Origin of the sequence: Haloferax sulfurifontis, from assembly GCF_014635105.1 — an archaeon.
Lineage (GTDB): Archaea > Halobacteriota > Halobacteria > Halobacteriales > Haloferacaceae > Haloferax > Haloferax denitrificans.
Genome location: NZ_BMCI01000004.1, coordinates 147,931 through 173,717 on the forward strand (window position 1 = coordinate 147,931; position 25,787 = coordinate 173,717).

Consider the following 25,787-nt stretch of genomic DNA (forward strand, 5'->3'; position numbering starts at 1 on the left):
GATGTCGACGACGACGCGGTCCCGCGGGTCGGCCGGCGGCGAAAGCGACGCCGGCAATGACGACGAGGGCTGTGACCTCTGTGGCCTGCCGACGCCGACGCCGCCCGTCACTGACGACGAGATAGACGGCGAGTTCTGCTGTCGCGGCTGTCTCGAAATCACCCGCGCGCTCGGCGACGCCGCGAGCGCCGACCCCGAGACGGTCGAGCGCGAACTCGCGGGCGAGGCCGACGAGGTGCCCGACGACGCCGAGCGGACCTACATGGCCGTCGACGGGATGCACTGCGCCACCTGCGAGGCGTTCGTCTCGGGGACCGCGCGGACCTGCGAGGGCGTCTACGCCGCGGAAGCCAGCTACGCCAACGACATGGTCCGCGTCACCTACGACCCCGAAGCCGCCGACTTAGACGGGCTGTCGGGGACGCTCGCGCGCTACGGCTACGGCACGCGCGACCCCGAGGAGCGCGAGGCGGCCGAGTGCTCGGACAATCAGGTCGCCCGGTTCGTCATCGGCGGCGGCGTCTTCGGCATGATGGTGATGCTGTGGTACGTCCTGTTTCTGTACCCGACCTACGTCGGCTTTCAGCCGGTGGTCGAACTCGGCGTCTTCGACGGTATCTACATCCTCGGCAACATCTGGGTGATGACCTCCATCGTCCTGTTCTACACCGGCTTTCCCATCCTTCGGGGGGCGCTCGTCAGCCTCCGCGCCGGCCAGCCGAACATGGACCTGCTCGTCTCGCTGGCGGCGACGAGCGCCTACGTCTACTCGACGGCGGCCGTCCTCGTCGGCGAGACGCACGTCTACTTCGACGTGACCGTCGCCATCGTCCTCGTCGTCACGCTCGGCAACTACTACGAGGACCGCATCAAGCGGAAGGCCGCCGGGATGCTCTCGGACCTCGCGGCCTCCCGCGTCTCGGAGGCCCGCCGCAGAGTCGGCGACGACGCTGACGGCTCCGGCGACACCGCCGTCGAGATGGTCGCGCTCGACGCGCTCGAACCGGGCGACCTCGTGGAGGTCCGACCGGGCGAACGCGTCCCGGTCGACGGCGCGGTCCGCGAGGGGACCGCCGCGGTCGACGAGGCGCTCGTCACCGGCGAGTCGATGCCGCGGACGAAGCGCCCCGGCGACGACGTGCTCGGCGGGACCGTCGTCGCCGACCGCCCGCTCGTCGTCGCGGTCGGCGAGGACGCGACGAGCACGCTCGACCGGCTGGTCGAACTGCTCTGGGACATCCAGAGCGCCCGCTCGGGCGTCCAGCGCCTCGCCGACAAACTGGCGACCATCTTCGTCCCGACGGTGCTCGTCCTCGCCGCCGTCGCCTTCGGCTGGACCCTCCTCGGCGGCGGCACGCCGACCGAGGCGCTCCTCGTCGGCCTCACGGTCCTCATCGTCTCGTGTCCCTGCGCGCTCGGCCTCGCCACGCCCTTGGCGGTCGCCTCGGGCATCAAGGAGGCCGCGAGCCGGGGCATCGTCGTCGCCTCCGAGGCCGTCTTCGAGGCCGTCCCCGACGTGGACGTTGTCGTCTTCGACAAGACCGGGACGCTCACCGACGGCGACATGGCTGTCCTCCGAGTCGTCGGCGACGATGAAACCGCCGCCCTCGCCGCGGCCGCCGCGCTGGAACGGTTCTCCGCGCACCCGCTTGCGACCGCCGTCGTGGAAGCGGCCGAAGCCCGAATCGAGGCGGGGGACGCGACCGCGGCGATTCCCGACGTTTCCGCGGACGACGTGACCGTCCACGACCGCGGCGTCTCCGGTGAGGTCGGCGGCGAGCGCGGGCGCGTCGTCGTCGGTCACCCATCGCTCCTCCGCGACGGGGGCGTGACGCTCGCTCCGGCCCACGAAACCGCCGTCGAGGCCGCCCGCGACCAGGGCGCGGTGCCCGTCGTCGTCGGGTGGGGCGGGCGCTCTCGGGCGGTGCTCGTCGTCGGCGACGAACCGCGAGAGGCGTGGGACGACGTGGTCGCGGCCGTCGCCGACGGCGGCCGCCGCGAGGTCGTGGTCCTCACGGGCGACTCCGAGCGCGCCGCCCGCCGGTTCCGCGACCACCCGGACGTGACCGACGTGTTCGCGGGCGTCCCGCCGGAGGCGAAAGCCGAGACGGTCGAGCGCCTCCGCGCCCGGGGCACCGTGGCGATGGTCGGCGACGGGAGCAACGACGCGCCCGCGCTCGCCGCCGCCGACATCGGCATCGCGCTCGGCACGGGGACGGACATCGCGGGCGACGCCGCCGACGCGGTGCTCGTCGGCCGCGACATCGACGCGATTCCCGAGGTGTTCTCGCTTTCGACCGGGGTGAACCGCCGCATCCGCGGCAACCTCGCGTGGGCGTTCGGCTACAACGCGGTCGCCATCCCGCTGGCCGCCCTCGGCGTGCTCAACCCGCTTTTCGCCGCCGTCGCCATGGGCACCTCGAGCCTGCTCGTCGTCGCCAACTCGGCGCGGTCGCTCGACTGAGCCGCCGGCTCCCGAGCGCCGAGAGAGCGACACGGCCGGCCGCTCGGTCGCCTCCCCGCGACGGTTTCCGAAAGCGGACCAGTCAAGTCGCTCCGTCTCATCGGGAACGATGATGACAGACGACCCCTTCTCGCTCGCCGTTCCGGAGGGGTGGACCGTCGAGACCGACGTGGACACCGACGAGGCGAGCGCCAAGACCGTCTACGAGTCGCCCGACTCGGACCGGCGCGTCACCATCACCGAGTTCGCGCGGGGGCTGACGCTCTACTGGTGGGTCGATATCTTCGCCCTTGCCGACGGCGAGTGGCACCGCCGCGAGGTGGGTCTCGGCGACTCCTACCGCGACGCCGACGCCGTGAGCGACGCCGCACAGGAGGCGCTCGACCGGCTCGCGTCGTCGGGCGAGCGAATCGAATCGATAGCCGACGACTGATTTATCACGGTCGCTACACGAGCGACACGTATGTACCTCGTCGCCTACGACGGCTCTCGGCTGGCGAACGCCGCGCTCGACAGAGCCGCGCGGTTCGCGTCGGCCACCGGCCACGACGTGCTCGCGGTCGCCGTGGTCCCCGACGACTCGGCGTACGCCGTCGAGGCGGGGTGGGTCCCGTCGCGGGAGGTGTTCGACCGGCAGACGGTCGTCGGAGAGCTCCACGAGACCGCGGTCGATATCGCGCCGTCGGCGTCGTTTCAGGCGGTTTCGGTCGGTCGGAACCCCGCGCCCGGGAACATCGTCGCGGAGCTCAAGACGGTCGCGGCCGAGACGGACGCGAGCGTCATCTTCGTCGGGAGCGAGAACGCGGGCCGGGTCGTCGTCCCGCTCGTCAGCGTCGGCGGGAACGTCGCGAGCGACGACGCCCACGACGTGCACATCGTCCGCCACGCGCCCCCGGAGATTCACCGGCGGTTCCCGAAGTCACATTTCTATCTCCCCTGACCTCCGACTCGAGGCCCGCGACCCGCCCTCGGTGCACCACCGTTTCATGTGTCGCGGCCGCGAACGTCACGTATGCGAGATATCAGATTCGTCTACACCGTCGGCACCGACCCCGAAACGGTCGCCGAACGCCTGTCGAACGCCTCGTCGGGCGTGCTGTCGCTGGCCGACGGCGGCCGCTCGTATGCGATTCCCGCGCACGTCTTCTACGACCCCGACGGCGGGCGGCTCCTGTTCCGCCTGACCGACGACGGCGGAAGCGAGAAGCTCGCGTTCATCGAGGAGACGGAAGAGGCGACGTTCGTCTGCTACGAGGACGCGGGCGAAGACTCCTGGAGCATCATGGCCCGCGGGGCGATTCGCGTCCTCCCGGACGACGAACGCCCCGACGCGGCGAGGATAAACGAGCTGTTCGGCGGCGTCCGCGTGTTCGACGAGGAGGTCGACGACCTCGACTTCCACCTCGTCGAACTCGAACTCGACGAGCTGACGGGCCGCGAGACCGCCAGATAGTCGCCGCGACGGCGGAACGAGTCCCCCGCGACCGGGGCGGGGCCGAGTCAGTAGAATCCGACGACCGGGTCGTCGGCGTCGAGGGCGGTCGCCACCACGCGGTCGACGCGGGGGTGCTCGCAGAGCCACCGCGCGATTTCTCCGGCCGTCTCGGCCAGTCGCTCGTCGTCGACCATGTTGAGCACCGGGACGACCCGCGCCGTCTCGGGGACGCCCTTCATCCCGCCGCGGTCGTTCGACAGCACGGCGGCCACGTCCCACGCGGATATCGCGTCGCCGACGGCCGTCCCCGACACGTCGGAGACGAGTTCCGGTCGGTGGACGCGCTCGTCGGAAAGCGGTTCGCCGACGACACGGACGCTGGCGACCGGGCAGACGAGGTCGGCCGCGTCCGGGAGTCGCGGTTCGTTCTCGCCGGGCGCTTTCAGCCAGCGCGAGCGCGCGCCGTCGGCCTTGACGAACACCACGTCGTCGGTGGCGCGCGCGATTCGGTCGACCGTCGCCGGGTCGTAGCCGCGGTAGCGGTCCGGGCGCTCGCGTTCCGGGACGACGCCGAGCGGTCGGGTCCGCGTCTCCGCGACGGCGGTCTCGGGGGTGTCGGTGACGACCACCTCGGCCACCTCGTCGTCGAAGATTGGGATGCGGACGGTACTCGTGACCACGCCGTCGAGGTCGCGGGCGAGTCGGTAGAGAAGCGACTTCTTGCCGCCCGCGCCGACGGCGCAGACGAGGTCGTCCGGGCCGATGCCGAGGGCGTCGGCGAGCGTCGGAAGCGACGCGGGGGTCTCAGACGGGTCGTCAGTCATCGGCCGCCGCCCCCGGTTCGACCGTCACGCGGACGGCGCTGTGTTTGTACTCGGGTATCTTCGCGGTCGGGTCGAGCGCGTCGCCGGTCAGTCGGTTCACGAGCGGTTCCGCGTAGTGGAACGTGGCGAAGACGGTCCCGCGGCGGACGGCCGGCGTCACCTCGGCCGCGACCGCGATTTCGCCGCGGTCGTTTTCGACGCGGACGGTCGCCCCGTCTTCGATGCCGCGGGCGGCGGCGTCGTCGGGGTGAATCTGCAGGCTGTCCTCGCCGCGCATCCGCATCAGCACGCCCGAGCGACGGGTGAGCGCGCCGCTGTTGAAGTGCTGGAGGACCCGCCCCGTCACGAGCACGAGTTCGCCGTCGGCGACGGAGTCCGCCGGGTCGACGTGTTCGACCGCCCGGAACGGGGCGGTCTTCGACCCCGATTCGAACGCGTCGGCGTGGAGGATTGCGGTCCCCTCGGTCGCGCCCTCGGGGAACGGCCAGCGCTGGCTCCCCGCGCCGATGCCGTCGTACGACATCCCGGCGTAGATGGGCGTCACCCGCCGGAGTTCGTCGAAGACGCCCTCGGGGGTCGCCGGCGCGTCGAGGCCGGCCACGCGGGCGGCGAACTCCCGGAGGATGTCGAGGTCGGCGCGGGCGTCGCCCGGCGGCGCGACGTTCCGGTTCATCCGGATGACCTGCCGGTCGGTGTTCGTCACCGTCCCCGACTTCTCGGCCCAGACGCTCCCGGGAAGCACCACGTCCGCGAACTCGACCGTCTCGGTCGGGAACACGTCGTGGACGACGCAGAAGTCGAGCGCCTCGAACGCCTCGCGGACGCGGTTCGCGTTCGGCTCGGTCACGGCGGGGTTCTCGCCGAAGACGTAGGCCGCCCGCACCTCGTCGCCGAAGCGGTGGGTCGCTTCGACCTCCGTGAGCCCCGGCAGGGCGGGGGGTTCGAACCCCCACGCGTCGGCGACGGCGGCGCGGGCGTCGTCATCGGTGACGGGGCGATACCCCGGCAGGACGTTCGGGAGCGCGCCCACGTCGCCCGCGCCCTGCACGTTGTTCTGCCCGCGGAGCGGGTTGACGCCGGTGCCCGCCTCGCCGACGTTGCCGGTCAGCAGTGGGAGGTTGATGAGCGCCTGCACGTTGTCGGTGCCGCAGTGGTGCTGGCTCATCCCCATCCCGGTGAAGACGGCCGCGCGGCCGGCCTCGCCGTAGGCTCTCGCGGCGGCCCTGAGGTCCGCCGGGTCGACGCCCGCTCGCTCGGCCTCCGCGTCGATATCGAGCGCGGAGAGGGACTCGCAGAGCGCCTCGAACCCCGTGGTGCGCTCGGCGACGAACGCCTCGTCGACCAGCCCCTCCTCGACGACGACGGCGGCCATCGCGTTGAGAAGTGGGATGTCGAACCCCGGCTTCACCGGGAGGTGGATGTCCGCCGCCTTCGTCGTCTGGTTCTCGCGGGGGTCGACGTGAATCATCGTCGTCCCCGACTTGAGCGCCGGAAGCAGGTACGACCGGAAGATGACCGGGTGCTGTTCGGCGGGGTTCGCGCCGGTCACGAGGAACACGTCGGCCTCGCCGAGGTCCGAAAGCGAGTTCGTCATCGCCCCCGCGCCGAAGCGGTCGCCCATCGCCGCCACCGTCGAGGCGTGACAGAGCCGCGCGCAGTTGTCGATGTTGTTCGTCCCGAGCGCCCGCGCCGTCTTCTGAAGCAGGTAGTTCTCCTCGTTCGTGCAGTTCGACGACGCGAAGAAGAACGCCGAGTCCGGGCCGTGGTCTGCGACGACGCGGGAGAACTCGCGTTCGATGCGGTCGAACGCCTCGTCCCACGTCGCCTCGACGAGCCGGCCGTTCACTCGCACCAGCGGGGTGGTCAGGCGCTCGTCGTGGTCGACCACGTCCCACGCCGCGGCCCCCTTCGGACAGAGTTCGCCCCGCCTGTTGACCGGGCCGTTCCACCCCGCGGCGCTCCCGCGGTCGGCGTCGTAGCGGATGCCACAGCCGACGCCGCAGTACGGACAGACGCTCTCGCTCGATGTCGCCACCCGTTTAGACACGCTGACACACCACACACATGGTCGAACGTGCGACCCGAACGGTATTCATCGTACCGCCGACTGCGGCGGGGTGAAAATCGCCGGTGGACATACGTCGGCTCGTGTCGTTCAGTCGAACCGTGCACGAGCAGGCAACCGCGCATCGGGAGGCCGGGGGAGCGAGCGGACGCGAGGGCGTCCCGTGGCACGCGCTCGACGGCGAGGCGGCGCTGGAGCGACTCGGGTCGAGCCGCGACGGACTCGACGGCGACGACGCGGCCCGCCGACTCGACGAGGAGGGTCCGAACGAACTCGCCGACGAGGAGGGCGTCTCGCCGCTTTCGCTCCTCGTCTCGCAGTTCACCGGGCCGCTCATCCTCCTGCTTTTCGTCGCCGCGGGCCTCTCGCTCGCCGTCGGCCTCCTGCCCGGCCGCGAACCGGGGTACACCGACGCGGCGCTCATCCTGCTCATCCTCTTCGGAAACGGCCTGTTCGGCTTCGTACAGGACTACCGCGCCGAGCAGGCGCTCGCGGCGCTTCGGGAGATGGCGACGCCGGAGGCGACGGTCCGACGCGGCGGCTCGATTCGGGCGGTCCCCGCGACCGAAGTCGTCCCGGGCGACGTGGTCGTCCTCGAAGCGGGCGACGCCGTCCCCGCCGACGCCCGCATCCTCACCGCGGCCGACTGCCGCGCCGACGAGTCGACGCTGACCGGCGAGAGCGTCCCGGTCGACAAGGCGGCCGAGGCGGTCGACGCCGACGCGGCGCTGGCCGACCGGAGAAGCGTCCTCCACGCCGGGACCACGGTCGTCAGAGGCCGCGCGGAGGCCGTCGTCGTCGCCACCGCGATGGACACCGAACTCGGGGCCATCGCCGACCAGCTCGGGCAAGCCCGCCAGCGCGAGACGCCGTTCGAAATCGAGGTCGACCGCCTCGGCCGCCGCATCGGCGTCGGCATCGTCGCGCTCATCCTGCTCATCGCGGCGGTCCAGCTGTTCCTCACCGCCACCGACCCGGTGGTCGTCCTCCTCGTCGCCGTCACGCTCGCCGTCGCGGCCGTCCCCGAGGGCCTCCCGGCTGTCGTCACCCTCACCCTCGCGCTCGGGTCGCGGACGCTCATGGAGCGCAACGCGCTCGTCCGCAACCTCGCGGTCGTCGAGAGTCTCGGCGCGGTCGACTACATCGTCACCGACAAGACGGGGACGCTGACCGAAAACCGCATGACCGTCACCCGCGCGTGGCTCCCGAACGACCGGACGGTCGAACTGGGCGGCGGGTCGGCGCCGGCCGTCACCGCGTCTGCGTCCGAAAACGGCGGCGCGTCGGCCGCGGCCGACTCGGAAGCCGCGACCGCCACGAAACCGGACCCCGACCCGGACTCGGACCCGGCGCTCGCGGCGCTCCTGTCCTGCGGTGCCCGCTGTAACGACACCAAAGAACTCGACGGCGGCGACCACCGCGGCGACCCCACCGAAGTCGCGCTTGTGAGCGCCGCCGCCGACGTGGGCCTCGACGGCTCGCGCGACCCCAACGACAGGCTCCGCGAGGTCCCGTTCACCTCCGAGCGAAAGCGGATGTCGGTCGTCGTGGACGAGTTCGACGCGCCCGGCGACGGCCCCGTCGCGCTCGTGAAGGGCGCGCCCGAGGAAATCGTCGCGCGGTGCGACCGCGTCCTCGTCGACGGGGCAATCGAACCACTCACCGACGAGCGCCGCGAGCGTGTCGAAGCGACCGTGACCGCCTTCGCCGACGACGCGCTCCGCGTGCTCGGGTTCGCCTACGCGCCCGGCGCAGACCTCGACGCCGACGACGAGACGCTCGAATCGGGACTCGTCTTCCTCGGGCTCCAGGGCATGACCGACCCGGCGCGCGAGGGCGTCGCCGAGGCGGTCGCCGACTGCCTCGACGCCGGCGTGCGGGTGACGATGGCGACCGGCGACACCCCGCGGACGGCCCGCGCCATCGCCCGCGAGGTCGGCATCGACGCCGACTCGGTCGTCACGGGGACCGAGGTTGCCGCGATGGACGACGAGGAACTCGGCCGGGTCGTCGAGGAGACCAACGTGTTCGCCCGCGTCGCGCCGGAGCACAAGGTCCGCATCCTCCGGGCGCTTCAGGACGCGGGCTACACGGTGGCGATGACCGGCGACGGCGTCAACGACGCGCCGGCGCTCGGCAACGCCGACGTGGGCATCGCCATGGGCGACCGCGGGACGCAGGTCGCACAGGGCGCGTCGGACGTGGTGTTGCGGGACGACAACTTCGTCACCATCCGCGACGCCATCGCGGAGGGCCGCGGCATCTTCGACAACATCCGCAAGTTCGTCAACTACCTGCTGTCGGCGAACGCCGGCGAGGTGCTCGTCGTCTTCCTCGGGACGCTCCTCGGGGCGGCGCTGTTCCCTGGGACGTTCGCGTCCGAGTCGGCGCTCGTCATCACGCCCGTCGCGCTCCTGTGGCTCAATCTCGTCACCGACGGCTTCCCCGCGCTCGCGCTCGGCGCGGACCCCAAGTCGGACGACGTGATGCACAGGCCGCCGCGGCCGCGCGACGAGGGCGTCCTCGACCGCCGGACCATGGCCTCGATTCTCGGCATCGGCGTCGCGCTCACCGCGACCGGGCTGGGCGTGTTCTTCTACGCGCTCGACCGCTCCGGCGACCTCGTCGTCGCCCAGACGGTGCTGTTCACGTTCCTCGTCACCGCCGAGTTGGTCCGCACGCAGTCGGTGCGGCTCCGCTACCGACTGTCGCCGCTTTCGAACCCGTGGCTCCTCGGCGCGGTCGGGCTGTCGCTCGCGCTCCACCTCGTCCTCCTGTACACGCCGGTCGCCGACCTCTTCGGCGTCGTCCCGCTCGGCCTCACGGAGTGGGGCTGGGTCGCGGGCGCGTTCGTCCCGTTCCTCGCGGCGAACCTGTGTCTGGTGTGGCTCAACGACCGGCTGTTCGCTCCGTGAGCGACCCGAGCGCGCCCATGAGTCGGTCGCGGTAGAGGTAGCCGAGGACCGAGGCGGCGAGCAACGCGCCCACGAACACCGCGGTGAGTTCGGCGTTGCCGTCGGCGGCGGCCGCGCCCGCGAGGTTCACGAGCAGGAAGCCGGGGAGCCGACCCACCGCCGCGACGAGAACTATCCTGCGGACCGGGATGTCGGTGAGACCGGCGGCGAAGCAGACGGCGTCGTCGGGGAGGCCGGGAACGAGAAAGACGAGAAAGAGGACGGCCAGCCCGTGGGTCTCCATCGCGTCGTCGAACACGGAGAGCGCGTCGGGCGTGACGACCCGCTCGACGTACGGGCGGCCGAGCGCGCGAGCGAGGCCGACCGCGAGCGCCGTCCCGAGGACGATACCGACCATGCTGTAGACCGTCCCCCAGAGCGCGCCGAACAGGTAGCCGCTGGCGAACCCGAGCGCCTGCCCGGGGATGGGCGCGACGATGACCTGCGCGATTTGCACGCCGACAAAGGCGAGGGGCGCGAGCGCTCCGAACCCGAGGAGCCACGCCCGAAGCGCCGTCGGGTCGGCGAGAAACGGGAATCGGTCGACGAGCGTCGTTCCGACGAGCGCGACGACGGCCACGACGACGACGGCGAGCGCGAGCGTCCGCCACCGGTCGCGCCGCGATTCGAACAGTTCGGGGACGGATAACACGGGTGGCTACTCGCACGCCGCGGGGAAAAGCCCGGCGCGACCCGCGACCCGGCCGGGACGCCGACGACACCAGCGGAACCGACAGAATCGACGGCGACACCCGCCGCTTCCGCGAGAGCGCTTTTGTGCCAAGAAACCGTATAGATAATCGTTATGGAAACGATTCTCGTCGCCGTCGACGGCTCCCCGCTGTCGAAGCGCGCGTTCGAACAGGCCCTCGCGCACGCCGACTCGACGGTCGTCGCCCTGCACGTCATCAACCCGACCGACCCCGGCTACAGCGCCCCGTTCGACGCGGACATCAGCACGGAACCCCTCCACGGCTCCGAGGAGTGGTACGAGCGAGCACAGGAGCTCGCGGACGGCATCTTCGAGGAACTCGCGGCGCTGGCCGACGGGAGCGAGGTGGCACTCAGGACCGAGACGCTCCGCGGCGACCCCGCGCGGACCATCGTCGACTTCGCGCGCCGAGAGGGCGTCGACGCGGTCTACCTCGGTGGTCACGGCCGCGCCGGCGAGACGGACCTGCTTTTCGGGAGCGTCGCCGAGTTGGTCGCCGGGCGCGCGCCGATGAGCGTGATGGTCGTTCGCTGACGGCCGCCGCTCGCGGCCCGGTCGGTCGCTCCGCAGTCGTCCGGTCGGCCGCCGTTCCTGCCGACTCACTCGTCGTCAGCCGGCGGCACGCACAGCACCGGGACGTCCGAGAGCCTGACGACTCGCTCTGCGACGCTTCCAAGCAGGTATCGCTCCAGCCCGCTCGTCCCGTGGGTCCCCATCACCACGAGGTCGATGTCGCGCTCTTCGCCGTAGTCGATGATGGTCTCGTGCGGCAGGCCGACGCGAATCTCCGTCTCGACGGGCACGTCGCGGTCGGCGGCACGCGCGGCGATGTCGCCGACCGCCGCCTCCCCGCGCGTCTGCGAATCGTCGTCGTCGACGGGCGCATCCGCGTGGCCGGTTCGAACGTCGACGACGTAGAGGACGTGCAGGGAGGCCCCGTAGGTCGCCGCGAGGTCGACCGCGTACTCGGCCGCGCGGGTCGCATGGGCGCTACCGTCGGTGGGGACGAGGATGTGGTCGAACATGTCGTCACAGACGCGCGCCGAGCGAATAAAACCGAACCCGGCCTGCCGCGTCGCCCGTCCCCACACAGTCGCGTCGCGCTCGCTCGCGTTCCCGATTCCCGGCCGTCGGGAAGGATACGCTCGCCTTATGCCCGAATCGGGCGTACTCTCTATCGGGTGGTGAGGAGCATGCAAACCGACGGTGAACGGAGGGTAGAACTGTGGATTCGGCCGATTCGAGACGGCTTCGGTGAGGAACACCAAGCGCTGATCGTCCGACTCGAACGACTCACCGACGGGGGGTTCGTCGACGACGTGTGCGTCCGGACCTGGGGGCGGAACGTGGACGTGGAGTCCGACCTCGCACCGACGAAGCGAGACGCCGTCGTCCGCGAGCGACTCGCCGAGTGCCGCCACTGGGCGCGAACGGAAGGGGTCGCGCTCCCGACGCTCGACGAGCGGGCGACGGTCGGCTCCGGTCGAATGGGCCCCGAACACGATGCAGTCGTCCTCCCGCGGACGCTGGGCATCGTCTTCCGAGGCGACGAAATCGAGGCCGTCTTCCCCCACGAACGAGCCGATGGGGCTCGGACGTTCGCCGACTGGGTCGAGACCGCGGAGTCGTTCCTCGGCATCGACCACGAACACGTCGAGGTGTGATTCGAGTCCGAATCGCCGCCCCGAACACACGGCGAGTCGGGGAAAACTGGATTTTTCGAACGTCGAACGCCGCGAGCGGCGCGCCCGCCCGAGAGGCGACACGCCGCGTCCGCGGAGCCCTGCGGCGAAGCGTCACCCTTACTCGGGACCGCGCAGTGGTGGAGATATGAACGTCCCCTGCGTCCGCGTGCCCCGCGAGTCGGGCGAGGCGGCGCGCCGACGCCTCGCCGACGCCGGCCTGCTCGACCACGACCACGAGATTACCGTCGCCGAGGGGACGCTCTACATCCCCGTCGTCGACGCCGACGCCGTCCCCGACGACTTGGCGGTCGTCGACTACGAACCGCCCGCCCGCGACACGCAGACCACGCCCGCCGACCTGCTCGGCTTCGAACCCTCCTACGAGCGCCTCGGCGACATCGTCATCCTCGACGAGGACGACCCCGACCGCGCCCGCGACATCGCCGACGCCATCGTCGCCTCCGACCTCAAGGCCGAGACGGTCGTCAACCGCGCCTCGAAGGTCAAAGGCGAACTCCGCGTCCGCGACTGGGACGTGCTCGTCGGCGAGTCGACCGAGACGGTCCACCGCGAGTACGGCCACGAGTTCCGCCTCGACATCGACACCGTCTACTTCTCGCCGCGGCTGGCGACCGAGCGCCACCGCGTCGTCGAGGAGATTCGCGAGGGCGAGCACGTCTTCGATATGTTCGCCGGGGTCGGTCCGTTCGCGGTCCCCGCCGCCGCCGCGGGCGCGGAGGTCGTCGCCTGCGACCTCAACGAGGCGGCCGTCGCGTACCTCCGCGAGAACGCCGCGCGGAACGACGTGGCCGACCGACTCATCGCGATTCACGGCGACGTGCGCGAGGTCGCCGCCGACTACGAGGGCTGGGCCGACCGCCTCATCATGAACCTCCCGCACAGCGCCGGCGACTTCCTCGACACCGCCGTCCGCCTCGCGAGCGACGACTGCGTGATTCACCTCTACGACATCCAACACGAGGACGACCCGTTCGGGCCGGGGCTGGCCGCCGTCCGCGCCGCCGCCGAACCGACCTACGAGGTCGCGGTCGTGAACGAACACGTCGTCCGGTCGTACGCCCCCCACGAGTACAACGTCTGTCTCGACGTTCGCCTGACGAAGCGGGCGTGAGGGGGCTGGTGCCGACCGACAGACACCGGGTTGATTCGCAAGTCTTAATTACGTAACCGGGGTACGAAAGAATGCGTTCGAAAGCCCACCGCGCCGGTGTAGCTCAGCTGGCAGAGCGATTCCTTCGTAAGGAATAGGCCGAGGGTTCAAATCCCTCCACCGGCTCTTTCTGTCGAACGAAGTGAGACGAAGAGCCCTGCGTGGAGGGATTTGAAGCAGGGAGCAAATCGAAGATTTGCGACCGAGGTTCACAATCCCCTCCACCGGCTTACTTTTTCAGCGAACTAACTCGTCGAGCATCTCGTGTACCTCGCGCTACGTCCGTTTGGTTCGGATTACAAACTGGGGTCACTTCGACTCGGGCGCTCCGACGCCGTCGCTCGGGAATACAAGGAGCACCCTCGGGAGTTACCCGATGAGTGGCTGTACGGCTCGGCCGCACCGTCATAGCGGTTCCGACGACGGCGTCGACCCCGAGGTCGGCGACATCACCTACTACGCGCCGTGGGGGAACCTCGCGATATTCTATCGGGAGTTCGGCTACGCGTCCGGACTCGTCAAACTCGGGCACATCGAGGTTCGGGAACCGAACGACTCGAAGACCTGGACGGAGAGACCACCGTCAGCATCGAACTCGCGGATGGGCCACCGTCCTGACGCCGGTCTCTCCGACCGAACCCGACGCCGCGGCCCCGCCGACCCAAACGCCGTGGCGTCGGCTAGAACGTCAGCCGTTCGAGCAGTCGCTGTGCGAATCCCGGTCGGCGCGAGTCGTGGGGGTAGACGGTTATCGTCGTACACCGCGGACTCGGGGCGGTCGGTCGGCCGGCGAAGCGGACGTTCCGAAGCCCGCGGTCGGGGGCGCGACGGACCACCACGTCGGGGCGGGCCGGTCGCCCGCCGTCCGTTCTGAGCGGCGTGGTACGAACCGGGACCGAAAGCAACGCCGAGAGTTCGGTCTGATACTCGCCGACCGTCCGTTCGTGCTGTTCGGTCATCTCCGGGTTCGGCGGGTGTTGGAGCAACAGTTCACTCGCGTTGGCGGCGGCGACGGCCGCCGCGACGCTGACCGCCCGCGGTGGGTACGGCCCGCCGTCCCCGGAGAGAACCACCCGTTCCGGGCTGTCGTAGCCGAGGTTATCGACCAAGAGCACGTCGCAGGGCGCGTGGCGAACGACCCAGTCGATAGGGTCGCCGAACAGCCGCGAGCGGAGCCGAAGCGGCTCGTGTTCGGCCACGACGGCGTCGACCCCGCGGCCGCGCGCGAAGTTGACCACCGCGTGTTTCGTGTCGTGGCTCACGATTTCGTCGGCCTCGACGGCGACGTCCAGTTCCGCCGCGAGCGCCTCGATTCGCGCCTCGTACGAGCGGTCCGCGGGCGACTGCGCCGTGACGGCTTCGGTGAGCGGGACCTGGTCGGGCACCTCCTCGAAGCGGACGACGACGACGCGGCCGTCGTCGGGGCGAACGAGATCCGCGGCGACGGCGACGAGCGACCGCTCGCGCCTGTCGTCGAGGTCCTTCGTGAGCGCGACGAGCACCTCGCGGGGAGGCTCGTCCATCGCCGATTCCGTTCGGCTGAGGGCGCTCTGTCCGACTTGTCGGCGAACGGCGTCCGTGACGACGCCCTCGCGGCTCACCCGCGGCCGGGCGTAGAGCACGTACCAGACGACGCTCCCGAGCGTGATGGCGACGGCCCCGAGCAGGGCGGTCGAGCCCATCTGCGTCAACAGGAGCGCCGCGGTGACGGCGCCGAACGCCTGGAGCCACGGGTACAGCGGCGAGGTGAACTCGGGGTCGTACTCCGCGTTCCCCTCGCGGAAGGCGACGACGGCCACGTTGATGAGGCCGAACACCAGAATCTGGAATGCGCTGGCGAGTTTCGCGATATCGAGAATCGGGACGAACGCGATGAGCACCAACAGCACGGCACCGGTGAGCGTAATCGAGGCGACGGGCGTTCCGAACCGCTCGCTCACCGCCGAAAAGGACGGCGGCGCGAGCTTGTCCCGGCTCATGGCGAAGGGGTACCGCGACGAGGAGAGCACGCCCGCGTTGGCCGTCGAGACGAGCGCGAGGATGGCCGCGAGGATGACCACGACCACGCCGAACTGGCCCAGCGTCGCCTCGGCGGCGACCGCCATCGGCGTGAGCGACCCGGCGACGCTCCCGGGGTCGGTGACGCCGACTAGCACCGCCACGATGGCGACGTACAGGACCGTTGTGAACGCGAGCGAGCCGAGGATACCCAGCGGGATGTTCCGGCCCGGATTCTCGACCTCCTCGGCGACGCTCGCGACTTTCGTCACGCCGGCGTAGGAGACGAACACGAGGCCGGTCGCGGCGAGGAGACCGCCGAGACCGGCGTCGAAGAAGCCGGCGTAGTTTGCCTGCTGGACGCTGGGTGCGCTCCCCGCGGCGAACCAGCCGAGGGCGGCCAGCATGACGACGACGATGCCGACCTGCAGGCGCCCCGTCTGCTTCGCGCCGACGACGTTGACGAGTATCAGCACCGCCGCGACACCCAGCGCGACCGGCCGAAGCGGGAGGTCGAACAGGAGAAGCAGATACGGGACGCCGCCGACCAGCGCGAGCGCGCCTTTGAACGACAGGGAAAACCACGTGCCGACGCCGGCGACGGTCCCGAGCAACGGACCCATCCCCCGCTCGATGTAGATGTACGTCCCGCCGGCTTTCGGCATGGCGGTCGCCATCTCGGACTTCGACAGCGCGGCCGGCACGACGAGCAGGCCCGCGAGGGCGTAGGCGACTATCACCGCCGGGCCGGCGACTTCGAGCGCCAGCGCGGGCAGAATGAAGATGCCACTGCCAATCATCGCACCGATGCTTATCGCGAAGACGGACGGCAGACCGAGGTCGCGTTCCAACTCCTTCATACGGCCCCCGCGAGCGTGCCCGACAGGACGGACGTCGCACAGACCGGCTTGTGGCCGGCGTCGGCGAACATCTCGAAGCGGTCCGGCGTGTTGACCAACACGACGACGCGTTCGACGTCGAAGCGGGCGCGGACGAGCTGTGCGATAAGCAGGTTGCGGCTGTCGGACGCCGTGGCGACGACCACCGTCGACGCGGCCGCGACGCCGGCCGCCTCCAGCGTCCGAACGTCCGCCGGGTCGCCTCGCACGCCGTCGATTTCTGACCGCTCGTGGAATTCGTCGATCACGTAGACGGCGCGACCGGCCGCCTGGAGATGTCGGGCGATGGCAGAGCCGAGGTGTCTGCCGCCCAAGACGTAGTAGATACTCTGTTTACAGTCCGTGAGCCGCTCGTCTACGACGGATGGATTCGACGTCATGTGTGTGCTGATTGTGGAGTCGGCGTTCGTCCGGCCGTGTGTATCAGCTCCTCGGTGACGAAAGACCTTAAACTAGCGCACTATTTTGACGGGTCGTCAAATAAACAGCCTATAAAAATTAATTCGTCATTTCAGTTCGGGTGCCTCGTCGCCGTCGTCGATGACGGCGATAACGGCGACGACCGCACAGAGCGCGGGTATGGAACAGACTGATAATCACGCCGAGTCCAGAGTAGGTCACGTATGAAAGACGGTGAGTTAGACTCGACAGACAGGCGCATCCTCTACTATCTCCAGCAGGACGCCCGGGGAACGTCGTCCAGCGACATCGCGGAGAAACTCGGCCTCTCGTCGAGCACCGTCAGAACGCGGCTCAACAGACTCGAAGACACCGGCATCGTTCGCGGCTATCACGTCGACATCGACTACGACCTCGCGGGGTACCCGCTGTACACGAAGATAATCTGTACCGCGCCCGTGCCCGAGCGCTCCGCGTTGGCGAACCGGGCGCGCGACGTCCACGGCGTGACCGCGGTTCGAGAGATAATGACCGGCGAGCGGAACGTGTACGTGAACGCCATCGGCAAGGACCACGACGACCTCAATCGCATCAGCGAGGAACTCGACCGAGTCGGACTGGTCATCGTCGACGAACAGCTCATCCGCGACGAGTTCGTCTGCCCGTATCACGGGTTCCTCGACGAGGACGGCGCTGACCAGTAGGCGACCAGTATACCGCCGGTGGCGACGACGCGGCGGCGACCGGGCCGCCGCAGGGGCGCTCAAAACCCGATGTGCGACGTCGAACTCGGGATATCGTCGTCGTCATCGTCCTCGTCGTCCTCGCGCGCCGCGCCCGCGGAGAGATAGGTGTACTCGTCGTCGGTCAGGAAGACGCCGCCGTCGGCGACCGTGATGTCCACGTCCGGCAGGCTGGTGCCCGCCGCCTCGCCGTTTTCGCACGCGCCGGAACAGGCGTCGAACATCGACCCGTGTTTCGGACAGATAATCTCGCCGTCGCGCATCGCCGCGCCGGTCCCCCGGTCGAACCGCTGGTTCTCGTGGGTGCAGGTGTTCGGCCACGCTTCGATACCCGGCTCGTCGTCGCACCGAACGAGAATGAGCTCCTCCGGCCGCGAATACGCGTCCTCCGCGGTGAACAGATACGACCCGTTTTCGGGGACCTCGTCCACGGCCGCGACTCGGGTTCCGTCGACCATCGGACACAGTTACCGACCGAGCGGAAAAGTAGCTACCGGCGACGCCGCGGCTGGCCCCGCGTCGAGGAGCGAACCCCGAGCCGAGGCCGCCGATTACGCCGAGGTAAACCGATTCCACACCGCGCGACAGTCGCTACAGAGGAACCCAGTGAACTCGTCTATCGCGTGCCTTCGGACCGTCGTGTCTCGTCCGCACCGTTCACACCACATACCCACTCGTTCGGGAGACTGTCGTATTGTTATGAAGCTCATAGTCGCTGACTCGACGCTCGACGCGACTCGGAGCGACAGCCCGACCCGAACCGGCGGGCGGCCGGTTCAGCGGTTCTCGTCGAGGTCCACGCCGCAGACGCCCGCCTCGTCGCCCATCTGCTCTACGCCGGACGGGAACCGTCCGAGCTCCCAGACGGGGTCGTGGCCGGTCTCGGCACGGTGGTCTTCGATTCGGAGGCGCGCGTCCGCGAGCTTCGAAAAGCGCTCTTCGAGTCCGCACGTCGGACAGGAAACCGTCGCACGAGGAGTCGACATCAGTCGAACCGAACACGGCAGTCGAGATAGTTCCGTCGGGTCCGTCCGCCGAGGACGAGTAAAAAAAGCGGTCGCTGGCGCGCGGTGGTCAGCCCATGACGAGGCCCATCCACCGGTTGCGCCGCACGAACTCCATGTTTTCGAGGTAGGCGTCGACACCGAGGATACGGCCCGCGCCGAACGCGCCGAGGCCGAACAACAGTACCGCGTAGACGATGTGGTCGTCGACGACCCAGCCGTGGGCCAGCGGCAGTCCGGCGAGGATCCCGCCTTCGAGCGCCGCCGCCCAGTAGAACAGCATCATAATCGCGCCCCAGAAGGCGCTGAATCGGACGAACGCGCCGAGGATAATCGCCAGCCCGGCCAGCGTCAGACCCCACATGTTCAGCATGTCGATGAGGGGACTGCCGGCCATCGAGCCCCACAGGCCCATCAGGGGGTTCCCCTCGGGGATTCCGTTGGCGAGAAAACCCGCCGCGGTCCAGTTGTTCGAGGGGTCCGCATCCAGGTAGGTTACGAGCTTCGTGACGCCGCCTTGGAACAGCGTCCACCCCATCACCACTCTGAGCAGGAACAGCGAGTAGCCGACCCAGCGCTCCGAGTAGTCGAACCGCACCGGCCGCCCGAACAGTTCCGTCTCTAGTGTACGGCTATCGGTTGACATACGGAGGTAATATTTTCCGTCAAACTACAATAGTGTGTTGGGTAATCTCACGCAATGGGGTCGGCCGTCTCACCGGAGGTCACGCCGCTTATCACCGCCCGCGACAGAACACGGGCATGCTCACGTTCATCGGACTCGGCCTGTACGACGAGCGCTCCGTCACCGTCGAGGGGCGCGAGGCGCTCGCGGACGCCGACCGCGCGTTCGTGGAGTTCTACACGAGTCACCTCGTCGGCGCGACCGTCGAGGAACTCGAAGCCTACCACGACATCGACATCGAGGTCCGCGACCGCGCCGGCGTCGAACAGGACCCCGGGCCGATACTCGACGCCGCGGAAGACGAACACGTCGCGTTTCTCACCGCCGGCGACACGATGATTTCGACCACCCACGTCGACCTCCGCCTCCGCGCGGAAGACCGCGGCATCGAGACGCGACTCGTTCACGGCGTGACCGCCCAGTCCGCCGCCAGCGGCCTGACCGGACTCCAGAACTACCGCTTCGGAAAGGCCGTCACGCTCCCGTTTCCGTACGTCCACGGCGGCGACCCGGTGCCGAAAAGCGTCGTCGACTCGCTCGAAGCGAACCGCGACCTCGGACTGCACACGCTCGTCTACCTCGACATCAAGGTCGACTGGGAGGGCCGCCGCGGCGTCGAGGTCGACGGCGACCAGTACATGACCGCCGACTACGCGGCCGAGTTGTTCGCCGAACACTGGGACGGCGACGCCCTCGGCGTGGCCGTCTGCCGGGCGGGGAGTCCGGACCCCGTCGTCGCCGCGGACCGCCTCTCGGCGCTCGCCGAGCGCGACTTCGGCGACCCGCTCCACATGCTCGTCATCCCCGGCGAGGTCCACCACGTCGAGGCCGACGCGCTCTCGGCGCTCGGCGGCGCGCCCGAGGAACTGTTCGACGACGAAAACTGAACGCGACTCCGACGGCGGTCTCAGTCGAGCCCTAACTCGCTTCTGAGGTCGTACTCGTCGCCGGTCACCATGTAGAGCACGTCCTCGATGACGGTGAGGAGCTCCGGCACCTCGTGGACGACGAGGTAGGTGATTCCCACGAGCGCGACGACCGCGAGCCCCTGGCTGATGATGCGGTCGGAGATGAAAAACGACACCATGTACGGGTCGGACGACCCGAAGAGGAACAGAATCTCGTCGACGAACAGGTGGAAGTACTGGTTGCCGACCGAGATGGCGATGAACGTCGTCCGAAGCAGGTTCAGCGCGTAGATGATGGGGACGGCGATGGCGAGCCCGCGGAGCTTCCGGCGCATCGGGGCGTCGACGGCGGCGATGAGGCCGGCGAAGATGGCGATGCTCCCGAGGCCGGTGCAGGCGAGGACGACCGAGATTTCGATTCGGTGGGAGCCCTGCATCCAGAGGAACGTGTTCAGGTACCCCTGGTCACCGACAATCATCTGCGGCGCGTAGCCGAGCGACTCGATGAGAAAGCGCGTCTGCGCCGCGACGGTCTCCATGAGGACGCCGCGAGGCGCGGGGACGGTCGCCCCGAGGAGCGTAAACGCGGGAATCGTCTCGAACGGGAGATAGACCACGCCCATGGCGGCGACGGCGCGCGAGAGGACGAACAGCGTGTCGCGGCCGTTGTAGAGGAGCCAGCCGGCGTACAGCGACGCCGGGACGGCCGCGATGGTCAATAGGCCCTCGATGTAGCTCTTGTGGACGAGCGTGAAGTGCGGGATGAGCTGGAGCCAGAAGACCGCAAACAACACCCACGCGGCAGTCATCACCCGTCGCCCGAGCTCGCGGTCCCGCCCGTGTGCGACCGCGCCGGCGACGAAGGTTCCGATGGCCACCCACGCGAGGGCGTCGGAGAGGAGACCGGGCATACGTATTGGATGTGGTGGACCGATTAAATCCCTTGTCGTTCCGTACGCCGACTTCCGGTGCGTGCCGGCGGCCTGAACTCGCGGCACCGCGGCTGTGGGGTCAGTCGACGGCGATAAGAAACCGAGACGTCGGGGCGTCGGAACCGAGGCCGGCTATTCCGGCGACTCGAAGTCGGCCGGGATGACCTCGATTTCGTGACCGTCGGGGTCTTTCGTGAACGCGAACATGTCGTCGCAGGACTCGGGGTCGCGGTAGTCTTCGGCCTCGCGCTCCATGAGCGTCTCCCAGTAGTCGTGGAGGTCGTCGGCGCTGACGGCGAGGTGGCCCCACGCGTCGCCCATCTCGTAGCTCCGGCCGTCGTAGTTGTAGGTGAGTTCGACGGCCATCGCCTCTTCGGCCGCGCCCTCGGGCTTCATGAAGTAGTTCGCGAACGTGTCGGACTCCCAGCGGCCGGTGTGCTCGTAGCCGAACTTGCGAGTCCAGAAGCCGAGCGCCTCGTCGGCGTCCTCGACGCGAATCATGGTGTGGTCGAGGCTCCACTTCGCGCCGTGGTCGCGCTTGACGATTTCGACCTCGTGGCCGTCGGGGTCCTTGACGAACGCATAGCGGCCGCCGCAGGACTCGGGGTCGCGGTAGTCCTCGACGCCCTCGTCCATGAGCTGTTGGTAGGAGGATTCGAGTTCGTCCTCGGGGACGCGGACCGCGATGTGGCCCCACGCGTCGCCCATCTCGTAGGTGTTGTCGCCGTGGTTGTAGGTGAGTTCGAGGACCGCGCCCTCCTCGTGGAGGTCCTCGGGACCGAGGTAGACGTTGGTGAACGTGTCGGCCTCCCAGCGACCCTTCTCCTCGTAGCCGAGGTGGGTCGTGTACCAGTCGAGCGACTCCTCGAGGTCTTCGACGCGAATCATCACGTGGTCGAGGGTTCCGGACATACCCGAGTGATGTGTCGCGCCGGCGAAAAACGTACCGAACGCGGAACCGACCGTCGATGGTTATCACACGCCGTCTACCGGTGTTTTCGGTCCGTTGCGTGGTGCATAAGTACTCCCCGAAGGTACGATTCAGCAGTGTTTCCGGTCCCCAACCCCGTCCGCCTCCTCATCCTCGGTATCGGGCTGGCGCTCGCCCGGCTCGGTCTCCTCGACCGCGAGCGCGCCGTCCGCATCGCCGACCTCTCGTGGCCCCGCGTCGTCACCGGCATCGCCCGGATGTCGAAAAACGCCGTCGACGTGGCGATGGTGGGTCTCGCCTCCGGGACCGTCGCAATCACCGGCGTCGGGTTCGCCGGGCCGTACTGGGGACTCGCCTTCGCGCTCGGCGGCGGCATCGCGGGCGGGACCATCGCGCTCGTCTCACAGCGCTTCGGCGCGGACGCGATGGACGAACTGGGGCTCGCGGTCCGGTCGAGCGCGCTCTTGACCGTCGTCGCCACGCTCCCGGTCACGGCCGTCTTCTGGCTGTTCCCCACCGAACTCATCTCCGTGCTGAGTAGCGACCAAGGCGCAATCGAACTCGGGGCGGCCTACCTCCGAATCGTCGGGCTCGGCGTCCCGTTCGCCGGGCTGAACCTCATCGGGAGTCGCGTCCTCGTCGGCACCGACGACGCGTACACCGCGATGATTCTCCGCGCGACCGGGGCGGTCATCAACATCGTCCTCAACGCGGTGCTCATCTTCGGGCTCGACCTCGGCGTCGAGGGCGCGGCGCTCGGGACCGTCCTCTCGAACGTCGTCGTCACCGGCGCGTTCGCGGTCGGCCTCGCGCGGGGGTCGCTCCCCGGCGTCGGCGCGTTCCCCGTCACCATCGACCCCTTCGGGTCGTTCGTCGACCCCGGGACGCTCGTCGACCTCGTTAAAATCGGCCTGCCCGTGATGGGTCGCGGGCTCGTCTGGACGGTCGCGGAGTTCCCGATGCTCGCCATCCTCGACAGCTTCGGCCCCGACGTGGTCGCGGCGTTCGTCATCGCCCGCCGAATCTGGGGGCTGATGAACACCCCCGGCTGGGGCTTCGGGCTGGCGTCGTCGAGCCTCGTCGGGCAGGCGCTCGGCAAGGACGACGAGCGAACCGCCGAGGCCTACGGCAACGAGGTCATTCGGTTCGCCGTCGCCACGTACATCGTCTCGGCGGCGCTCGTGGCGATATTCGCCCGCCCAATCGTCCTCGGGTTCGTCGATAACCCGGCGGACCCGGCGGTCCCTATCGCCGTCAACCTCGTCTACGTCGCCTGTCTCGCCGTCATCTTACAGGGCGTCTCCGGCGGCTCCGCGGGGCCGCTCGACGCCAGCGGCGACACGCGTTGGACGTTCGGAAGCCAGTTCGTCGGGATGTTCCTCGGGTCGATTCCGCTCACCTACATCGGCTCCGTCACCTCGCTCGGCCTCACCGGGCTCTACCTGGCGTTCCTCGCCGAGACGACCATCCCGGCGGTGCTGAACTACTACCGCTTCAAGACCGGGACGTGGAAGGCGGTGAGTCGGAACTACCGGCCGAAGGCGGCCGCGGACGACTGAGCCGGAGTCACCGGGCGTCGCGCTCGCCCGCGCGTGACCAATACAGGAACCCCGCCACGGCCCACAAGAGGACGGTCCCGACCGGCCACGCGGTTCGACCGGGTTGGACCGAAAAGCCGCGGGCGACCTCCAACTGGGTCACGCCGGCGAGGAGGAGTCCGGCCGCGGTGAGTCGAACGTCCTCGCGGCCGAACAGGACGCCCGAGAGCGCGCTTCCGAGCGCGACGAGGTAACAGGCGACGCCGACCGGCCAGACGAGGATGTAGTCCGGCAGTCCCATCGTAAAGCGCAGGAAGAAGTCGGTGATGGTCGTCACGCTCCCGGTCGCGGGACCGACGAGTCCCCACGGGAACAGGAGCGTGGCGCTCCCGGCGGTGAACGTCTGGACGGACCACGGAACGAGAGCGAGGACGGAGACGAGGAGTAGGTTGCGGCGGCGCGCGGACGACCGCGGAGCCGACCGGGCCGCCGGGTCGGTCGTCACCGCTGGGCGATGATGCGGAGCACGTCCTCGTCGGCGAGGACGTGGTCGCGGCCGACCTGCTGGTCGTCGTGTTTCGCGCTCGGGCCGGAGACGCGGGCGAACCGGAACCGCTCGTCGAGCTTGGCACCGAGTTCGTGGATGGCGTCGTCGATGGTGTCGCCCTCGCGGAGGACGAGCGGCTCGTCGTAGTCGACGCCGCGGCCGGGTTTGTCCATGTAGATGCGGATGAGCCCGAGGGCGTCCCAAATCTCCTCTTTGAGCGCGTCGAGGCCCTTCTCGGCCTCGGCGCTGATGAACGTCACCTCGTCGGGGTCGAGACCGACCTCGCGGAGGTTCTCTTCGACCGTCGGGAGGTAGTCCTTGTCGATGAGGTCGGCCTTGTTGACGGCGACGATAGACGGCAGGTACACCCGGTTTTTCATGATGCCGTCGACGAGTTCGTCGATGGTCGTCTCGCCGCGGAGCGTCACCTCGGCGTTGACGAAGCCGTGCTCGCGGAGGATGCCCTTGATGGTCTCCTCTTCGAGGTCGACGCTGTCGCTTTTGGTCACGTTGATGCCGCCTTTGCCCTTCTTGTTGATAGAGAGGTTCGGCGGCGACGTGTCGAGCCGAATCTTGTTGTTGTAGAGCTCCCGTTGCAGTCGCTCGTAGCGCTCTATCTCGAACACCGAGAGCATGAACACGACGAGGTCGGCGGTGCGGACGACAGAAAGGACCTCCTTGCCGCCGCCGCGACCGCCCGCGGCCCCTTCGATGAGGCCGGGCACGTCGAGTATCTGGATGTTCGCGCCCTTGTACTTCAGCATCCCCGGGTTGACGTTGAGCGTCGTGAACTCGTACTCGCCCGTCTCGCTGTCGGCGTTGGTGAGCGCGTTGATGAGCGTCGATTTGCCGACGCTCGGGAAGCCGACGAGCGCGACCGTGGCGTCGCCGGTCTTCTCGACGGCGTACCCTTGGCCGCCGCCGGCCGAACTCTGGTTTTCGAGTTTCTCTTTCAGTTCCGCGAGTTTCGCCTTCAGCCGGCCGATGTGCGCCTCGGTCGACTTGTTGTACGGCGTGTTAGATATCTCCTCGCGGATATCTTCGATCTCCTCCTCCAGTCCCATCGTCAACAGTTCCGCCGCGTCCGTCGAAAAACCCTTTCCTTCCGCGCGGCGGGTCAGCCGCACCGACGCGTCGGATATTGTGGTCGTCTCGCGTGCGCGAAGAGACGAGTTTCGGCACGGTTATACACGACCCCTTCGACCGCCCGATGAACACCGATGCCCGACCCCCGAACGCTCCGCGACAGCACGCAAATCGTGCTCCCCTGCGACCTCTTGGAGAGCGTGCGCGACGACCTCGAATCGGAGTTCGTCGTCTCGGTCCACCGAGCGAACGGCGAGACGTGCCGGATCATCGGCAGTCCGGTCGAGATTCGCGCGGTCAGCGACTTCCTCGCCCGACAGGGCATCTCCCTCCGCTAGTCGCGGTTCCGAAGGGCTTGTTACCACACAGTCCAACGGACGCGTATGGACGAAGCGCCGGGACTCTCCGACCAGTACCGCACGGCCAGTCCGTGGCCCGTGTTCATCGCGCTCGGAATCCCCATCTCCGAGTTGGGCCTGTTGTTCGACCTGTTTCCCCTCGCCGTCGGCGGACTGCTCCTGTTCGGCGGGAGCGTCGTCGGCATCCTCAAGGAGTCCGGATACGTCACCTCGACGATTCGCGCAGTCACCGCGCTTGCGGTCATCTTCCTCGCGTTCGGTGCGGGGCTCGCGTTCACCGACATCGCCCTCGTGACCCGGGGCTACGCGGTCATCGCCGCCGCGATTCTGCTGGCGGTCGGCGGCGTCGTCTTCGAACTGTTCGTCCGCGAACAGCGACAGACGTTCTGACCGCCGCGGACGCCGCTGACGACCCCGCGGCCGCTCCCACTCGCCCCGACCGGACGAG

The 25,787-nt window shown here is 69.0% G+C and carries 26 protein-coding genes, 1 tRNA gene and 1 pseudogene; 15 read left to right on the forward strand and 13 right to left on the reverse strand.

Annotation, left to right across the window (positions count from 1 at the left end; all coding sequences use genetic code 11):
* Position 1: 1 nt before the first annotated feature.
* The 4 genes from IEV64_RS12280 (at position 2) to IEV64_RS12295 (ending at position 3,917) form a co-directional block, all read left to right on the forward strand.
* Positions 2-2,464, forward strand: a complete 2,463-nt coding sequence (locus IEV64_RS12280; RefSeq protein ID WP_188423999.1) for a heavy metal translocating P-type ATPase — start codon at positions 2-4, stop codon at positions 2,462-2,464.
* A gap of 112 nt (positions 2,465-2,576) precedes the next feature.
* Positions 2,577-2,897, forward strand: a complete 321-nt coding sequence (locus tag IEV64_RS12285; RefSeq protein WP_049918249.1) for a hypothetical protein — start codon at positions 2,577-2,579, stop codon at positions 2,895-2,897.
* A gap of 30 nt (positions 2,898-2,927) precedes the next feature.
* The gene (locus IEV64_RS12290; protein WP_188424000.1) at positions 2,928-3,404 is read left to right on the forward strand and encodes a universal stress protein; all 477 of its coding nucleotides are present in this window, start codon (positions 2,928-2,930) and stop codon (positions 3,402-3,404) included.
* Between the two features lie 72 nt (positions 3,405-3,476).
* Complete coding sequence (locus tag IEV64_RS12295; protein ID WP_004971082.1) at positions 3,477-3,917, forward strand: pyridoxamine 5'-phosphate oxidase family protein; 441 nt, start codon at positions 3,477-3,479, stop codon at positions 3,915-3,917.
* 47 nt (positions 3,918-3,964) lie between these two features.
* Here the strand turns inward: IEV64_RS12295 and yqeC are convergent, their stop codons facing one another.
* A complete protein-coding gene (gene yqeC / locus IEV64_RS12300; protein WP_007274795.1) occupies positions 3,965-4,723 on the reverse strand; it encodes a selenium cofactor biosynthesis protein YqeC in 759 nt (252 codons plus the stop codon).
* Positions 4,716-6,758, reverse strand: coding sequence for a formate dehydrogenase subunit alpha (fdhF, locus tag IEV64_RS12305; protein ID WP_188424001.1), 2,043 nt, complete (start codon positions 6,756-6,758; stop codon positions 4,716-4,718). The genes yqeC and fdhF overlap by 8 nt, the downstream gene beginning before the upstream one ends.
* 95 nt (positions 6,759-6,853) lie before the next feature.
* Here fdhF and IEV64_RS12310 point away from each other — a divergent pair, with 95 nt between their 5' ends.
* Complete coding sequence (locus tag IEV64_RS12310) at positions 6,854-9,703, forward strand: cation-translocating P-type ATPase (protein ID WP_188424002.1); 2,850 nt, start codon at positions 6,854-6,856, stop codon at positions 9,701-9,703.
* Here the strand turns inward: IEV64_RS12310 and IEV64_RS12315 are convergent.
* Positions 9,678-10,394 carry a TVP38/TMEM64 family protein gene (locus tag IEV64_RS12315; protein WP_007275016.1) on the reverse strand — a complete coding sequence of 239 codons (717 nt, stop codon included), beginning with the start codon at positions 10,392-10,394 and terminating at the stop codon, positions 9,678-9,680. The two genes, IEV64_RS12310 and IEV64_RS12315, sit on opposite strands and share 26 nt — an antisense overlap.
* A 153-nt stretch (positions 10,395-10,547) precedes the next feature.
* Between IEV64_RS12315 and IEV64_RS12320 the strand changes: the two genes are divergently transcribed.
* Positions 10,548-10,988 carry a universal stress protein gene (locus tag IEV64_RS12320; RefSeq protein WP_007275017.1) on the forward strand — a complete coding sequence of 147 codons (441 nt, stop codon included), beginning with the start codon at positions 10,548-10,550 and terminating at the stop codon, positions 10,986-10,988.
* Between the two features lie 65 nt (positions 10,989-11,053).
* Here IEV64_RS12320 and IEV64_RS12325 read toward each other — a convergent pair whose 3' ends face one another.
* On the reverse strand, positions 11,054-11,479 hold the full coding sequence (locus IEV64_RS12325; protein WP_049920542.1) for a universal stress protein: 426 nt from the start codon (positions 11,477-11,479) through the stop codon (positions 11,054-11,056).
* A gap of 168 nt (positions 11,480-11,647) precedes the next feature.
* Here IEV64_RS12325 and IEV64_RS12330 point away from each other — a divergent pair, with 168 nt between their 5' ends.
* The 4 genes and pseudogenes from IEV64_RS12330 to IEV64_RS20125 all read left to right on the forward strand — a co-directional run.
* The gene (locus IEV64_RS12330; protein WP_007275019.1) at positions 11,648-12,118 is read left to right on the forward strand and encodes an HTH domain-containing protein; all 471 of its coding nucleotides are present in this window, start codon (positions 11,648-11,650) and stop codon (positions 12,116-12,118) included.
* A 166-nt stretch (positions 12,119-12,284) separates the two neighbouring features.
* Positions 12,285-13,271 (forward strand): class I SAM-dependent methyltransferase, encoded by a 987-nt coding sequence (locus IEV64_RS12335; RefSeq protein WP_188424003.1) that lies wholly within the window; start codon positions 12,285-12,287, stop codon positions 13,269-13,271.
* A gap of 92 nt (positions 13,272-13,363) precedes the next feature.
* Positions 13,364-13,436 (forward strand) — tRNA-Thr (locus IEV64_RS12340).
* A gap of 250 nt (positions 13,437-13,686) precedes the next feature.
* Positions 13,687-13,836 (forward strand): annotated as a pseudogene (locus IEV64_RS20125) (cyclophilin-like fold protein); the annotation flags it as partial.
* Between the two features lie 154 nt (positions 13,837-13,990).
* Here IEV64_RS20125 and IEV64_RS12350 read toward each other — a convergent pair.
* Positions 13,991-16,168, reverse strand: coding sequence for an amino acid permease (locus IEV64_RS12350; protein WP_007275030.1), 2,178 nt, complete (start codon positions 16,166-16,168; stop codon positions 13,991-13,993).
* Positions 16,165-16,587, reverse strand: coding sequence for an NAD-binding protein (locus tag IEV64_RS12355; protein WP_007275031.1), 423 nt, complete (start codon positions 16,585-16,587; stop codon positions 16,165-16,167). Before IEV64_RS12355 ends, IEV64_RS12350 begins: the two co-directional genes overlap by 4 nt.
* A 243-nt stretch (positions 16,588-16,830) precedes the next feature.
* Between IEV64_RS12355 and IEV64_RS12360 the strand changes: the two genes are divergently transcribed.
* The gene (locus tag IEV64_RS12360; RefSeq protein WP_188424004.1) at positions 16,831-17,310 is read left to right on the forward strand and encodes an Lrp/AsnC family transcriptional regulator; all 480 of its coding nucleotides are present in this window, start codon (positions 16,831-16,833) and stop codon (positions 17,308-17,310) included.
* Positions 17,311-17,369: 59 nt separating this feature from the next.
* Here IEV64_RS12360 and IEV64_RS12365 read toward each other — a convergent pair whose 3' ends face one another.
* The 3 genes from IEV64_RS12365 to IEV64_RS12375 all read right to left on the reverse strand — a co-directional run bounded on the left by IEV64_RS12365 (position 17,370) and on the right by IEV64_RS12375 (position 18,999).
* Positions 17,370-17,807, reverse strand: coding sequence for a Rieske (2Fe-2S) protein (locus tag IEV64_RS12365; RefSeq protein WP_188424005.1), 438 nt, complete (start codon positions 17,805-17,807; stop codon positions 17,370-17,372).
* Between the two features lie 318 nt (positions 17,808-18,125).
* A complete protein-coding gene (locus tag IEV64_RS12370) occupies positions 18,126-18,335 on the reverse strand; it encodes a DUF7542 family protein (RefSeq protein WP_007275034.1) in 210 nt (69 codons plus the stop codon).
* An 88-nt stretch (positions 18,336-18,423) separates the two neighbouring features.
* Positions 18,424-18,999 carry a DoxX family protein gene (locus IEV64_RS12375; RefSeq protein WP_049920543.1) on the reverse strand — a complete coding sequence of 192 codons (576 nt, stop codon included), beginning with the start codon at positions 18,997-18,999 and terminating at the stop codon, positions 18,424-18,426.
* Positions 19,000-19,115: 116 nt separating this feature from the next.
* Between IEV64_RS12375 and dph5 the strand changes: the two genes are divergently transcribed.
* Entirely contained in the window at positions 19,116-19,925 is an 810-nt protein-coding gene (gene dph5, locus IEV64_RS12380) for a diphthine synthase (RefSeq protein WP_188424006.1), read from the forward strand.
* A 20-nt stretch (positions 19,926-19,945) separates the two neighbouring features.
* Here dph5 and artA read toward each other — a convergent pair whose 3' ends face one another.
* Entirely contained in the window at positions 19,946-20,857 is a 912-nt protein-coding gene (artA, locus tag IEV64_RS12385) for an archaeosortase A (RefSeq protein WP_188424007.1), read from the reverse strand.
* Positions 20,858-21,010: 153 nt separating this feature from the next.
* Positions 21,011-21,790, reverse strand: a complete 780-nt coding sequence (locus IEV64_RS12390; protein ID WP_004064251.1) for a VOC family protein — start codon at positions 21,788-21,790, stop codon at positions 21,011-21,013.
* A 135-nt stretch (positions 21,791-21,925) separates the two neighbouring features.
* Between IEV64_RS12390 and IEV64_RS12395 the strand changes: the two genes are divergently transcribed.
* The gene (locus IEV64_RS12395) at positions 21,926-23,368 is read left to right on the forward strand and encodes an MATE family efflux transporter (RefSeq protein ID WP_007275038.1); all 1,443 of its coding nucleotides are present in this window, start codon (positions 21,926-21,928) and stop codon (positions 23,366-23,368) included.
* 7 nt (positions 23,369-23,375) lie between these two features.
* Here IEV64_RS12395 and IEV64_RS12400 read toward each other — a convergent pair whose 3' ends face one another.
* Entirely contained in the window at positions 23,376-23,852 is a 477-nt protein-coding gene (locus IEV64_RS12400; RefSeq protein WP_007275039.1) for a TIGR04206 family protein, read from the reverse strand.
* Positions 23,849-24,958 (reverse strand): OBG GTPase family GTP-binding protein, encoded by a 1,110-nt coding sequence (locus IEV64_RS12405; protein WP_004971103.1) that lies wholly within the window; start codon positions 24,956-24,958, stop codon positions 23,849-23,851. Before IEV64_RS12405 ends, IEV64_RS12400 begins: the two co-directional genes overlap by 4 nt.
* 156 nt (positions 24,959-25,114) lie before the next feature.
* Here IEV64_RS12405 and IEV64_RS12410 point away from each other — a divergent pair, with 156 nt between their 5' ends.
* Together IEV64_RS12410 and IEV64_RS12415 are read left to right on the forward strand one after the other, a co-directional pair.
* Positions 25,115-25,318: a VNG_1110C family protein gene (locus tag IEV64_RS12410; RefSeq protein ID WP_007275040.1), complete on the forward strand. Its 204-nt coding sequence runs from the start codon at positions 25,115-25,117 to the stop codon at positions 25,316-25,318.
* Between the two features lie 45 nt (positions 25,319-25,363).
* The gene (locus IEV64_RS12415; protein ID WP_007275041.1) at positions 25,364-25,729 is read left to right on the forward strand and encodes a DUF7541 family protein; all 366 of its coding nucleotides are present in this window, start codon (positions 25,364-25,366) and stop codon (positions 25,727-25,729) included.
* Positions 25,730-25,787: the final 58 nt, after the last annotated feature.